Here is a 12,563-nt window from a genome sequence, read left to right as displayed (position 1 = left end):
GTCGCCCTACAGCCACTCCCCCTCCAGGGCGGTGGCGGTCAGGCCTGGTGCCGCCGCGTACAGGACGGCGCGGCTGCCCGACTTCTGCCCGGCGTCGTGCGCCCGCCGCATGATGTCGAACACGGCGGCGCCTCCGCGGTTGCCGCTGGTGTAGCTGTCTCGACTGTAGTCCAGCAGCCCCGACGGCCACGCGTCGGGCATCGTCTGCTCCATGTACTCGAGTACCCGGGTCCCGCCGGGGTGCGCCAGCAGCACGTCGGGGTGCCAGGAGTCGGGGTGGTCCTGGTAACGGACGCGCAGCCAATCCCACATCGCGGTGACTGTCTCCTGCACGGCGCGCGGGCCGCGCCGGTCCATCACGAAGTGGGTGCCGTCCGCCCGCGTGTCCAGACGGTGCAGGTCCTGGGTGCCGGGCAGGGTGTGGTGCCAGGCGGCGTCCAGCCTCAGCATCGACTCGCGCCGCGGGCGGCCCGTGACCACCGCGGCGACCGCGGTGTCCGCAAACAGCAACCGGACGATCAGGGACTCGAGAGTGTCGTCCGCGGGCTGGTAGGTCGTGCTCAGCGCCTCCGCGATCACGACCAGGACCACCCGGTCGGGATCCGCAGCCACCAGGTCCGCCGCCAGCGCCAGGGAGCGGGTCCCCGCGATACAGGCCCACTGCGTCGCCGGCAGCAGCGTCACGTCGTTGCGGAGCTGCAGCCTGTTGGCCAGGGCGATGTCCAGACCCGGCAGCGCCGGGGTGGTGGAGTTGCTGGTGATCAGGCAGTCGATGTCCGCGGCGTCCAGCCCGGCGATCTGCAGGGCCCCGCGCGCCGCACGCTCCCCGTAGGACTGCACGGCCTCCCAGGCGGGCGCGGTGCGCTCCTGGACGGTCTGCGGCGCGGGTATCCCCTCAAGCGCGGCGATCACGCGGTCCACGTCCTGCGGGGTGAACCCGTCGCGTGCCAACGCCTCTTGGGCCGGCCCGATGCCGACAGCCCCCAGGCCGCCGCTGCTACCGGGCGCGACGGCGGCCTCCAGCGGCAGCATCCACCCGCGTGTCTCGATGCCCGTGCTGGCCGCGATGCCGTCGATCCGCGTCGCCCACGCCGCGTGCGGATGACGGTCGCGCACCTCCGCCACGATCTGGCTGGTCTGCACGGCGTGTTCGCCGTGTATCACGGCAGGAGGACACAGGTAAGCGGCCATGATGGGGCACCTTTCCAGGGGAACGAGGAGGAGTGTCACGAGTGATGTGTCATGGGCCACTTCGGAGCTTCGCGCCCAAGAGGTGGCCGATGGGCTCCACTTCGGGAGTCGCTGTCCGTTCCGAGCATGGACGCTAAAGGGACATTTCCGCTGTGATGTACGCAACTTGGACAGCACTTGGAATGCGTGACACGGCACACACTGCTGCAGCAGGGCCCTCAGAGCGGTTGCGCAGGCCCGACCCGACTTGCCGTCAGCCAGGACCGCCCGCCGCCTGTCGGCAAGCTGTCCGACAACGGGCGACGGCGAAGGGGTCCCGCACGAAGTGAACCCCGCACCCCACGGGTCGTCGTGGTCGGCGGCGGGGCGTCCACGACGACCCGCTCCGGCGCAGCGCCGGCTCGAAGTGGGGTCACTCCCGCGTTCGCGCTGGACCGGCACCGCCGAAGATGGCCAGGAGGGCATGACCACCACCCCGCCGTGTGCGGCAACGTCGAACGGTGGTTGGCTGTCCCCGGTTCCGTCAGCCGGTCCATCCACAGAAAGGTCCCAGCCATGGGCAACCCCTACGCATTCGAGTACAAGGTCGTCACCTTCCGCGAATCACTGATCGGAGACGCACTGGACAGCGACAAGCTGGAGAAGGTTCTGAACAAGCACGCCGAGGACGGCTGGGCCGTCAAGGCGATCACGTCCGCCGACGTGAAGGGCCGTATAGGACCCGGTGCGGTCGAGGGTCTGCTCCTCACTCTGGAGCGTCCGCGCCGCTGACGGCCGCGGGTCCTGCACAGCACGGTGAACGGCAGGCTCAGCCTGACGCGGCAGTCTCGTGCGCGCGGGGCCTGGACACCGGGACTCCAGGGGTTGCCAGCTGCCGCGCGCGGACGGACTCGCGCTACGTCGTTGGGGTCCACCGTCGCATCCGGGCCGCGGACAGCTGTGCCGCGGCCCGGTGTGCACGCCCGGCATGATGGCGTGAACGGCAAACCACCGGTTGATCAGAAACCCATCGGGTCCACTCGTTGAGGAGCCGGCGGACGTGCGGGCCGCCGAAGTACCCACGCCCCGTGTGGGGCTGACGTCGCCGTCGGTGGAAGAACCTGAAGTGCAGCTCGATCGCCCTCGCACAGCCTCAACACGAGATCACCGAGGGGCCGTCGAACACCAGGTCGTCAATGGCATCTTCGTTACCGGTCCCGCGCGTTCGCTCGACCACTCCATGCCCCAGATCGTGGTGGCCGGGTCCGCTGCTGCCCGCCGCCCGACCGCATCAGGGAACATGACGGTCACGGGCTGGTCCCGCAAGGCCCAAGGGGCATCGGGCGCGGCTGGGATTCGACGCTGCAGTTCCGGCACACGCATCAGCCGAGGAAGCTCAGCCGCACCTGACGGCCGGCGTTGTCCTTGTTGGTATCGACCAGGCACACCGACTGCCACGTGCCCAGCTGCAGTCGGCCGCCCACGACCGGCAGTGTCGCGTGGGGCGGGACGAGGGCCGGCAGGACATGGTCGCGGCCGTGGCCGGGGCTGCCGTGGCGGTGCTGCCAGCGGTCGTCGGCGGGCAGCAGGGTGTGCAGGGCGGCGAGGAGGTCGTCGTCGCTGCCGGCGCCGGTCTCGATGACGGCGACGCCCGCGGTGGCGTGCGGGACGAAGACGTTCAGCAGGCCGTCGCGGTCGGCCGCCTCCTCACGCAGGAAGGTCTCACAGTCGCGGGTGAGGTCGACGACCCGCTCCTGGGAGCCGGAGTTGATGTGCAGGACGCGGGTGATGAAGGCATCGGGCATGCTCCCATCCTGACCCATCGGCGGGTTTCCGCGCCGTCAGTCCGGCGCCCGGCGGATCATCACGTCGCGGCGGGAAGATCCACGCAGCCGGCACGGTTGGTAGAAGCGTGAACAACGTGCACGAGGTCGAGGTCGTCGTCATAGGCGCCGGGCAGGCCGGCCTGTCCAGCGCGTATCACCTGCGCCGCACCGGCCACGTCCCGGAGCGGGACTTCGTGGTGCTGGACCACTCCCCCGGGCCGGGCGGCGCCTGGCAGTTCCGGTGGCCGTCGCTGACGTACGGCAAGGTGCACGGGGTGCACGCGCTGCCGGGCATGGAGCTGACCGGCGCCGACCCCGCGCGGCCCTCCTCCGAGGTCGTCGCCGAGTACTTCGACCGGTACGAACGCGCCTTCGACCTGCGCGTGCGGCGACCCGTCGACGTCCGGGCGGTGCGCGAGGGCGTCGGCGGACGGCTGAGCGTGGAGACCTCGGAGGGCACGTGGTCCGCCCGGGCCCTGATCAACGCGACCGGCACCTGGGACCGGCCGTTCTGGCCGCACTACCCGGGGCAGGAGATCTTCCGCGGTCACCAGGTGCACACCGCGCGGTACCCGGGGCCGGAGGCGTTCGCCGGGCAGCGGGTCGTCGTGGTCGGCGGCGGGGCGTCCGGGACACAGCACCTACTGGAGATCGCCCCCTACGCGGCCGCCACGACCTGGGTGACGCGCCGGCCGCCCGTCTTCCGCGAGGAGCCGTTCGACCACGGCGCCGGCCGGGCAGCGGTCGCGCTGGTGGAGGAGCGGGTTCGTCGGGGGCTGCCTCCCAGGAGCGTGGTCTCCGTCACCGGGCTGCCCTTGAACGACGCGATCCGCCGAGGGCTCGCGGACGGGGTGCTCGACCGGCTGCCGATGTTCGACCGGATCACCCCTGACGGGGTCGCCTGGGACGACGGACGGCAGGTGACGGCCGATGCCATCCTCTGGGCGACCGGCTTCCGGCCGGCCATCGACCATCTCGCACCGCTGCGACTGCGCGAGCCGGGCGGCGGGATCCGGATCGAGGGTACCCGCGCGGTCGCCGATCCCCGGGTGCACCTGGTGGGCTACGGACCGTCCGCGAGCACCGTCGGCGCCAACCGGGCCGGCCGCGCGGCGGTGCGGGACATCAGGCGCCTGGCGGCGACGGCCGAGGCCACCGCCGCGGAGCGGGCGGCGGCGAGGGCCGCCGCCTGACCGGCCGTCGGCGACGGCTCACTTCGCCGCCTTGGCGCTCTGCCGCTGGTTGCGGTTGAACTCGGCCACGTTGCGCTGGTGTTCCGCGTAGTCGGCGGTGAAGCGGGTGTCGCCCGGCTTGACGGTGACGAAGTACAGCCAGTCGCCCGGGGTCGGGCTGATCGCGGCCCGCATCGCGTCCTCGCCGGGGTTGGTGATCGGGGTCGGCGGCAGACCCATGCGCTGGTACGAGTTGTAGGGGCTGTCGATCCGGGTGTCCTTCTCGGTGGTCGTCAGGCTGGAGCGGTTGAGCGCGTAGTTGATGGTGGAGTCCATCTGCAACGGCATTCCGCGCTCCAGGCGGTTGAAGACGACCCGTGCGACCTTGCCCATGTCGGCCTTGGTGGCGGCCTCGGCCTGGACGATGCTGGCGATCGTGACCGCCTGGTAGACGTTCATGGCGTTGCGCTGCGCGCCGGCGGCGATGGGCGTCTTGTTGAACTTCTTGTTGGCCGTGTCGACCATCTGGTTCAGCAGCGCCTCGGGCGTCGCCTTCTCACCGAGCGGATAGGTGGCGGGGAAGAGGTACCCCTCGGGGTTGCCGTCGGCGTCGCTCGGCAGCTTCACCCCGGCCTTCGGCAGCGCCTTGCGGGTGGTTCCGGCGGGCAGGTCAAGGGCCTTGTCGACGGCCGCGTAGATCTGCGTGGCCCGCCAGCCCTCGAGGATGACCAGGGTGGCCGGCTCGGCCTTCCGGGGTTCGCCGTCCAGGCTCAGCAGCGGCACCGCCACGGCGGTGCCGGCCACGACGGCCCCGGTCGCGATCAGGACGACACGGCCCCGGCGCGTGAGTCGGATCGTGCTCCGTGGCGGAGTGTTCATCTGCATGCGGGCACGTTAACCCGCATACAGCCACAAACCCGACATATCTTCATCTTGTCGGCTCCAAGGGGGAGCGGGCCTCCTCCAGTCGGGTGTCCGCCGCCGGGGCCGACCCGGTGTCCGCAGCGGATTCCGGGTGGGCTGCCGCCCTGGGGCCGAGGCGGCCGTCCCTCCCGTTGTCGAGGCGCGCGTCCTTGCGCACCAGTGCCGCGTAACGTCCGTCGCGTGCGAGCAGTTCCCGGTGCGACCCCCGTTCGGCCAGGCGGCCGGCGTCGAGGACCACGATCTGATCGGCTCCCCGGACGGTGGAGAGCCGGTGAGCGATGGTGAGCGTGGTGCGGTCGGCCGACAGGGCGTCGATGGCGTCCTGCACGGCGTGCTCGGTACGGGTGTCCAGGGCACTGGTCGCCTCGTCCAGGATGAGCACCGGCGGGTCCCGCAGAATGGTGCGGGCGATCGCGAGGCGCTGCTTCTCACCGCCGGAGAAGCGGTGCCCGCGCTCGCCGACCACCGTGTCGTAGCCGTCGGGCAGGGCGGCGATGTGGTCGTGGATCTGTGCCGCCCGCGCGGCTGCGTGAAGTTCCTCGTCGGTCGCGTCGGGTTTGGCGAAGCGCAGGTTGTCGGCGACCGAGGCGTGGAAGAGGTACGTCTCCTGGGAGACCACTCCGACCGCGCGCGCGAGGGTGTCGAAGTCGAGGTCGCGCACGTCGACGCCGTCGAGGGTCACCCGGCCGCCCGTGACGTCGTACAGCCGCGGCACCAGATAGCCGAGGGTGGACTTGCCGGCGCCGGTCGGTCCGACGACGGCCAGGCTGCCGCCCGCGGGCACGGTGATGTCGATCCCGTCGAGGACGGGGGCGCCCTTGCCGTCGTAGGCGAAGGTGACGTCCTCGAAGCGGACTTCGCCCTTGACACGCTCGAGGTGGACGGGGTCCTCCCGCTCGGTGATGTCGATGGGGAGGTCGAGGTACTCGAAGATGCGCTGGAAGAGGGCGAGCGAGGTCTGTATCTGCACGCCGGTCGACAGCAGGCTGACGGTCGGGCGGAACAGGCCCTGCTGGAGCGAGACGAAGGCCACGATGGTGCCGAGCGAGGCCTCCGGGCCGCCCAGTTGCAGGGCCAGACCGGCGGTCCAGTAGATGACGGCCGGCATCGCGGCCATCACGATGGTGATCACGGCCATGCGCCAGCGGCCCGCCATGCTGGACCGCACCTCCAGGCCGACCAGGCGCTCGGACTCCTCGGCGAAGGACGCGGTGAGGGAGTCGGCGCGGCCCATCGTGCGGCCGAGCAGGATGCCGCTGACCGACAGGGACTCGGTGACCGTGGCGGCCATGGTGGCCATCTGCTGCTGGCGCTGAGTGGTGATCTTCTTGCGCTCCCTGCCGACCCGGCGGCTGATCCACACGAAGACCGGCAGCAGGAGCAGGGAGACCACGGTCAGCCGCCAGTCGAGGACGACCATCGCGACGATGGTGGCGACCACGCTGGTGAAGTTGGAGACCAGCGAGGTGGCCGTGGAGGTGACGGTGGCCTGCATACCGCCGATGTCGTTGGCGATGCGGGACTGCACCTCGCCGGTACGCGTGCGCGTGAAGAACGCGAGCGACATGCGCTGCAGCCGGCCGTACACGGCCGTGCGCAGGTCGTGCATCACGCGCTGGCCGACCGTGGTGGAGATCAAGGTCTGCAGGACGCCGAAGACGCTGTTGAGGACCGCACTGAGGATCATGCCGAGGGCCAGCAGGCTCAGCAGGCCCGTGCGCCCTTCGGGGATGGCGACGTCCAGCGTCTCCTTCAGCAGGAAGGGAGTGGCGACCGAGACGAGGGAAGAAGCGCCGACCAGGAGGCCGACGACGGCGAGGCGCCCGCGGTAGGGGCGGAAGAGCCGCAGGATGCGGCGCACCTGCCGGGGCTGTCGCGGCGCGTCGGCGGGTGGGGTCCAGGACGGTTCGCGGTCGGGATGCATGGGCTCCTACGGAGGTGGACGGTGCCGGCGGCGCGGGACGCGGGGTCCGGGGCCGCCGACGGCGACTGACGGATCGTAGCTCATTGTTACCTATACTCACAATGCACGAGGTCCTGATATTGTTCCCGCATGACCACCCCCGATCCCGACGGCGTGCTCGCCGAGCAGCTGCTGCGGTTCACCCGCCGGGTGCACCGCATCCAGAAGCGCCATCTGGAGCGCTCCGACCTGGGCATCACCCCCGCCCAGTCGCGGCTGCTGCGCACCCTCGCCCACTTCGGTGGACCGCCGCGGATGGCGGACCTCGCACAGCGCCTGGAAGTGGTGCCGCGGGCCGTGACCACGCTGGTCGACGGGCTGGAGGCGAGCGGCAAGGTGCGCCGGGTGCCCGATCCGACGAATCGGCGGGTGATCCGCATAGAACTGACGGACGCCGGCCGCACCACCTTGCGTGACCTGCGCGGTGCGCGCCGGGCTGCCGCCCGGGAGATCCTCGCCCCGCTGACGGGCGAACAACGCGAGGCCCTGGGCGAGTTGTTGGACACGCTGATCGACGGGACGCCGGTGGGCGGTCACTGAGCCGCCCCGCGGCCCGGCCGCTCCGTACTGCCACTTGAGTGCCGACGACAGCGGCCGGCCGGTGAGCCTCGCCCGGTCAGGCGGCCAGACTCGCTCTGTCCCCCATCACCACGACCGGGTGCAGAGCCGGATCGAGGGTGCGCAGCAGGTACTCCATGCCCGCCTTGGACAGGCTGACGCACGCCGACGTACCGCTGCCGTGATCCATGTGCAGCCAGATCCCGCCGCCCTTGTGCTGCCCCTGGGGACGGGTGGGGTCGTTGGGCGGGGTGCCTTTGACGCGGTTGTAGTCGACGGCGATGACGTAGTCGAAGTCGTGCCAGTACGACCGGCCCCAGGAGCGGGGGGCGGCGAAGGAGTCGGAGCGGGTGTAGGGCAGCTTGGTGCCGGGGTCCGGGAGCACACCGCCGGCGTCGCTGAGCGTGAACACCCCGACGGGACTGCGCCGGTCGTCCTCGTGGTGGTCGGCGGTCCAGCCCTTCCTGCCGTTGTGCGCAGGCCACGCGCGCGTGCCCTGCCAGGTGCTTCCCCGCTTGGTGTAGAGCACGACCGTGGCGTCGGCGGAGTCCTTCCCCGCCCCGTACACCGCCACCACCTGCCGGGCGTCGGCCGGAATGCGGCGCTGCGTGCGAGGGCCCACCTCCGGAATACCGGTCGGTGCGGGGGTACTCGCGGGCGGTCCGCTCGCGGCCGTGGGCCCGGCGTCGCCGGGACCGCCCGCACGCTCCGAACCACCGCCGCAGGCGCACAGTACGGTGAGCAGCAGTGCGCTGCCCGCCGCGGACGCCCACCGTCTTCTCGTCGCACCGCTCCGCCCGGACGTATGACTGACTCGCATGCCGCCCATGGTGACACGGTGTCGATTGCCGCGCCGCCCTCTTCCCGGGCCTTCGCCGACCGCCAGCCGGATCTGTCGCCCCCTTCGGAAAACGGGTTGATTCAGCGCACCCTGCGACGCGAACCTGTCACGGTTTGCAGCCGTGGACGCGCGGTGCATTCCTTCCATCCGCTCCTCCTCGCTTCTCCCTCCACCACTCCCCTGACACGAGCCACTGGGACGTCATGCAGATCCAAGACCTTCCGTATCCCGATCCGGGCGTGCCGGACGCGCGCTCGGGGCCTCGCTTTCTGTGGTGGCTCTTCCGCAATCAGCTGGGCGGCCAACTCAAGGCCCTGGCCTGGGGCCTGCTGCACTTCGTGGCCGTCTCGGCGCAGCCCTTCTGCGTCGGGTTCGCCGTCCAGGCCGTCGTCGACCGGTCGGGCTCCCGGCTCGCCCTCGCGGGGGGTCTGATGGCGCTGGCCGGGGCGGCCACCGCGATCGGCGACACCTTCCTGCACCGGGCCGCCGTCACCAACTGGATCACCGCCGCCGCCCGCGTCCAGCAACTCCTCGCCCGCAGGGCCGCGCACCTCGGTTCCCTGCTGACCCGGCGCGTCGCGGCCGGCGAGGTGGTCGCGGTGTCCACCGGGGACGTCGAGAAGATCGGCTGGTTCGTGGAGGCGGTGTCCCGGTTCACGGCCGCGGCCCTCACCGTCCTGCTCGTCTGCGCCGGCCTGCTGGTCTACGAACCCGCGCTCGGCATCGTCGTCGCCCTCGGCCTGCCCGCACTGGCGCTGGCGGTGCTGCCGCTGCTGCCGCCCGCGACCCGGCGCGCCGACGTGCAGCGCGAGAAGGCCGGCCGCGCCACGGAACTCGCCTCCGACACCGTCGCCGGACTGCGCGTCCTGCGCGGCATCGGCGGCGAGGACCTGTTTCTCGACCGGTACCGCCGCGCCTCCCAGGAGGTCCGCCACGCCGCCGTGCGCAGCGCCCGCATGTGGTCGCTGATCAGTGCCGTCCAGGTGCTGCTGCCCGGACTGCTGCTGGTGGCGGTCGTCTGGTACGGCGTCCATCTGGCCCGCGAGGGCCGTATCTCGGTCGGCGAACTCGTCACCGTCTACAGCTCGGTGATGGTCCTGACGTACCCGCTGCGCCATTTCGAGGAGATCGCGATGGCCTACTCCTTCTCGCGGCCGTCCGCGAAGCGCGCGGCGCGCGTGCTGTCACTGCGGCGGGGCACCGCCGTCGGCGGATCGCGGCCGGCCGAGCCGCCTACGGGCGACCTGCACGACCCGGGCACCGGGCTGCTCGTCCCGTCGGGCCGGCTCACCGCCGTGGTCTGCGGCGACCCGGACGCGGCGGGCCGCCTCGCGCAGCGGCTCGGTGGCCATGCCGCCGAGGAAGGGCCCTCGGTCCTGCTGGGCGGCGTACCGCTGGACGAGCTGCCGCTGGACTGCGCGCGCACGGCCGTCCTGGTGCAGGACAAGGACCCGGTGCTGCTGTCGGGTTCGCTGCGCGACCTCCTCGACGTGCCCGCCTCGGGCGGGGTCAGCGCCAAGGAGGCCCTGGCGGCCGCGCAGTGCGCTGACGTCCTGGAGGCGCTGGTGCAGGGCTCGTTGGACGTCGAAGACCCGATGGATGCCCGGATCACCGAGCGTGGCCGTTCCCTGTCGGGCGGCCAGCGCCAGCGGCTCGCGCTGGCCCGGTCGCTGCTCACCGACCCGGAGGTGCTGGTCCTGGACGAGCCGACGTCCGCCGTCGACTCGCACACCGAGGCCCGGATCGCCGAAGGGCTGAGGGACCTGCGGACCGGGCGGACGACCGTGGTGTTCACCTCGTCGCCGCTGCTCCTGGACCGGGCCGACCGTGTCGTACTCGTCCACGACGGCGCGGTGGCGGCGGTCGGCGTGCACCGCGACCTGCTGCACGAGGAACCCGGGTACCGGTCCGTCGTGACCCGTGATACGGACGAGGATGCGGCGCCCGGCAACCGCTCGCAGGCGTGGGACGGACGAGAACCGGCCGAGCGGAAGCTGGCGGCAAGGACACTGCGAGAGATCGAGGAGACCGCATGATCGGCGTCGCGCCCCCGGCGTACGACCCGGCGGCGCCGACGACGGCGAACACCCTGCCCGTCGGCGCCCCCACGACCGTCCGCGCCTACGCGGGCGAGCTGCTGCGCCGGCACCGCCGCGCCTTCTCGCTGCTCATCCTGGTCAACACGGTGGCCACCGTCACCTCGATGGTCGGCCCCTGGCTGCTGGGCGACCTCGTCGAGCGGGTCTCCGACGAGGCGCGGGAACCGCGCCTGGGGCTCACCGTCACACTGTTCGTCGTGGCGCTGCTCGTCCAGGCGGCCTTCGTGCGCCAGGTGCGGCTGCGCGGGGCGATGCTGGGCGAACGGATGCTGGCCGACCTCCGGGAGGACTTCCTCGTACGGTCCGTGCGGCTGCCGCCGGGCGTCCTGGAGCGGGCCGGGACCGGCGACCTGCTGTCGCGGATCACCACCGACATCGACCGGCTGGCCAACGCGATGCGCGAGGCCGTGCCGCAGCTGACCATCGGTGTGATGTGGGCGGGCCTGCTGCTGGGCGGGCTCGTCGTCGCGGCGCCGCCCCTCGCGCCCGCCGTGCTGGTCGCCGTACCGCTGCTGGTGATCGGCTGCCGCTGGTACTTCAGGCGGGCGCCGGCCGGCTACCGGTCGGAGGCCGCCGGCTACGCCTCGGTGGCCGCCGCGCTCGCGGAGACGGTGGACGCCGGGCACACCGTCGAGGCGCACCGCCTGGGCGGACGCCGGGTGGCGCTGTCGGAGCTGCGGATCCGGCAGTGGACGGCGTGGGAGCGCTACACGCTGTGGCTGCGGTCGGTGCTCTTCCCGGTGATCAACCTCGTGCACGTGACGGTGCTGGGTTCGGTACTGATGCTCGGCGGCGTGTTCGTGCTGCAGGGCTGGATCGGGGTCGGTCAGCTGACGACGGGCGCGCTGCTCGCCCAGATGCTCGTCGACCCGGTGAACCTGATCCTGCGCTGGTACGACGAACTGCAGGTGGCGCAGGTCTCGCTGGCCCGGCTGGTGGGAGTGAGGGAGATCGAGCCGGACACGGGCGATGCCCGGCTGGCGCCCGACGGGCGCGAGGTGCTCGCCGACGAGGTGCGCTTCGGCTATCGCGAGGGCGTCGACGTGCTGCGCGAGGTGTCGCTGGCGGTCGCGCCCGGCACCCGGATGGCCCTGGTCGGCCCGTCCGGCGCGGGCAAGTCCACACTGGGCCGGCTGCTCGCGGGTGTCTACGGGCCCCGGGCCGGCCGGATCACCCTGGGTGGTGCCGAACTGTCCCTGATGGCCGCCGAACGGATCCGTTCCCATGTGGCTCTCGTCAACCAGGAGCACCACGTCTTCGTCGGCTCGCTGCGCGACAACCTGCGGCTCGCCCGCACCGACGCCGAGGACGCCGAACTGTGGGCTGCGCTGGGGGCGGTCGACGCGGAGGAGTGGGCACGGGCGCTGGAGGACGGACTGGACACCGAGGTCGGTTCGGGAGGCGTGGCGCTCACCCCCGCGCAGGCCCAGCAGATCGCCCTCGCGCGGCTGGTCCTCGCCGACCCGCACACACTGGTGCTCGACGAGGCCACCTCGCTCCTCGACCCGCGCGCCGCGCGTCATCTGGAGCGCTCCCTGGCCCGCGTCCTCGACGGCCGCACCGTGGTCGCCATCGCCCACCGGCTGCACACCGCCCATGACGCCGACGTCATCGCCGTCGTCGAGAACGGCCGCATCAGCGAGCTGGGCAGTCACGCGGAGCTGGTCGCGGCGGACGGCGCCTACGCGGCGCTGTGGAGGTCCTGGCACAGCTGACCCCAAGGGCCGCCGTCCGGGACGCGGGCCCCTGGCGGCCGGGGCGGGAAGACTTCGATCAGGACGGCGGTCGCCGCTCGGGGGCGGGCCCGGTGACCTGGTGCTCCGCGCGGTGGCAGAGTCCCGCGGGGCGTCTGCCGTTGCGCGGTGCCGAAGGGGGGTGGAACGCTGGGAGCGGGCACCCGCGCGGGCGGCGCCCGAGCCGTGATCGGCGTCTGCCGTGCGCGGCCGGTGCCCTGTGCGGCGGCCCGCTGCCGACCGTGGTGAGAACGGGCCCGTCCCCACCCTCTGGAGG

The 12,563-nt window shown here is 72.2% G+C and carries 10 protein-coding genes; 5 read left to right on the top strand and 5 right to left on the bottom strand.

Going from position 1 to position 12,563, the window contains the following annotated elements:
• Nucleotides 1-6: 6 nt before the first annotated feature.
• Nucleotides 7-1,191 (bottom strand): beta-ketoacyl-[acyl-carrier-protein] synthase family protein, encoded by a 1,185-nt coding sequence (locus tag AC3ET3_RS18370; protein WP_432136131.1) that lies wholly within the window; start codon nucleotides 1,189-1,191, stop codon nucleotides 7-9.
• A 555-nt stretch (nucleotides 1,192-1,746) separates the two neighbouring features.
• Here AC3ET3_RS18370 and AC3ET3_RS18365 point away from each other — a divergent pair.
• A complete protein-coding gene (locus tag AC3ET3_RS18365) occupies nucleotides 1,747-1,962 on the top strand; it encodes a DUF4177 domain-containing protein (protein WP_432136130.1) in 216 nt (71 codons plus the stop codon).
• 590 nt (nucleotides 1,963-2,552) lie between these two features.
• On the opposite strand, the gene AC3ET3_RS18360 is transcribed toward AC3ET3_RS18365, so the two are convergent.
• A complete protein-coding gene (locus AC3ET3_RS18360) occupies nucleotides 2,553-2,975 on the bottom strand; it encodes a YjbQ family protein (protein WP_432136129.1) in 423 nt (140 codons plus the stop codon).
• 107 nt (nucleotides 2,976-3,082) lie between these two features.
• On the opposite strand from AC3ET3_RS18360, the gene AC3ET3_RS18355 reads away from it, so the two are divergent.
• On the top strand, nucleotides 3,083-4,189 hold the full coding sequence (locus AC3ET3_RS18355) for an NAD(P)-binding domain-containing protein (protein WP_432136128.1): 1,107 nt from the start codon (nucleotides 3,083-3,085) through the stop codon (nucleotides 4,187-4,189).
• Between the two features lie 18 nt (nucleotides 4,190-4,207).
• Here the strand turns inward: AC3ET3_RS18355 and mltG are convergent, their stop codons facing one another.
• Both mltG and AC3ET3_RS18345 read right to left on the bottom strand, forming a co-directional pair.
• Nucleotides 4,208-5,053, bottom strand: a complete 846-nt coding sequence (gene mltG / locus AC3ET3_RS18350) for an endolytic transglycosylase MltG (RefSeq protein WP_432136127.1) — start codon at nucleotides 5,051-5,053, stop codon at nucleotides 4,208-4,210.
• Between the two features lie 43 nt (nucleotides 5,054-5,096).
• Complete coding sequence (locus AC3ET3_RS18345; protein ID WP_432136126.1) at nucleotides 5,097-7,016, bottom strand: ABC transporter ATP-binding protein; 1,920 nt, start codon at nucleotides 7,014-7,016, stop codon at nucleotides 5,097-5,099.
• Between the two features lie 129 nt (nucleotides 7,017-7,145).
• Between AC3ET3_RS18345 and AC3ET3_RS18340 the strand changes: the two genes are divergently transcribed.
• On the top strand, nucleotides 7,146-7,595 hold the full coding sequence (locus tag AC3ET3_RS18340) for a MarR family winged helix-turn-helix transcriptional regulator (protein WP_432136125.1): 450 nt from the start codon (nucleotides 7,146-7,148) through the stop codon (nucleotides 7,593-7,595).
• Between the two features lie 76 nt (nucleotides 7,596-7,671).
• On the opposite strand, the gene AC3ET3_RS18335 is transcribed toward AC3ET3_RS18340, so the two are convergent.
• On the bottom strand, nucleotides 7,672-8,433 hold the full coding sequence (locus AC3ET3_RS18335; RefSeq protein ID WP_432136124.1) for a hypothetical protein: 762 nt from the start codon (nucleotides 8,431-8,433) through the stop codon (nucleotides 7,672-7,674).
• A 224-nt stretch (nucleotides 8,434-8,657) separates the two neighbouring features.
• Here AC3ET3_RS18335 and AC3ET3_RS18330 point away from each other — a divergent pair, with 224 nt between their 5' ends.
• Together AC3ET3_RS18330 and AC3ET3_RS18325 are read left to right on the top strand one after the other, a co-directional pair.
• A complete protein-coding gene (locus tag AC3ET3_RS18330; RefSeq protein WP_432136123.1) occupies nucleotides 8,658-10,490 on the top strand; it encodes an ABC transporter transmembrane domain-containing protein in 1,833 nt (610 codons plus the stop codon).
• Nucleotides 10,487-12,268 (top strand): ABC transporter ATP-binding protein, encoded by a 1,782-nt coding sequence (locus AC3ET3_RS18325; RefSeq protein WP_432157429.1) that lies wholly within the window; start codon nucleotides 10,487-10,489, stop codon nucleotides 12,266-12,268. The genes AC3ET3_RS18330 and AC3ET3_RS18325 overlap by 4 nt, the downstream gene beginning before the upstream one ends.
• Nucleotides 12,269-12,563: the final 295 nt, after the last annotated feature.

Source organism: Streptomyces sp. bgisy159 (assembly GCF_057707805.1).
Note: the sequence above shows the minus strand (reverse complement) of the source record. Positions and strands in the feature narration are given on the sequence as shown.

What these genes read in the sequence shown, in the direction of transcription:
- AC3ET3_RS18370 (WP_432136131.1), bottom strand. Translation starts at nt 1,191, where the DNA reads ATGGCCGCTTACCTGTGTCCTCCTGCCGTGATACACGGCGAACACGCC.
- AC3ET3_RS18365 (WP_432136130.1), top strand. Translation starts at nt 1,747, where the DNA reads ATGGGCAACCCCTACGCATTCGAGTACAAGGTCGTCACCTTCCGCGAA.
- AC3ET3_RS18360 (WP_432136129.1), bottom strand. Translation starts at nt 2,975, where the DNA reads ATGCCCGATGCCTTCATCACCCGCGTCCTGCACATCAACTCCGGCTCC.
- mltG (WP_432136127.1), bottom strand. Translation starts at nt 5,053, where the DNA reads ATGCAGATGAACACTCCGCCACGGAGCACGATCCGACTCACGCGCCGG.
- AC3ET3_RS18345 (WP_432136126.1), bottom strand. Translation starts at nt 7,016, where the DNA reads ATGCATCCCGACCGCGAACCGTCCTGGACCCCACCCGCCGACGCGCCG.
- AC3ET3_RS18340 (WP_432136125.1), top strand. Translation starts at nt 7,146, where the DNA reads ATGACCACCCCCGATCCCGACGGCGTGCTCGCCGAGCAGCTGCTGCGG.
- AC3ET3_RS18335 (WP_432136124.1), bottom strand. Translation starts at nt 8,433, where the DNA reads ATGCGAGTCAGTCATACGTCCGGGCGGAGCGGTGCGACGAGAAGACGG.
- AC3ET3_RS18330 (WP_432136123.1), top strand. Translation starts at nt 8,658, where the DNA reads ATGCAGATCCAAGACCTTCCGTATCCCGATCCGGGCGTGCCGGACGCG.
- AC3ET3_RS18325 (WP_432157429.1), top strand. Translation starts at nt 10,487, where the DNA reads ATGATCGGCGTCGCGCCCCCGGCGTACGACCCGGCGGCGCCGACGACG.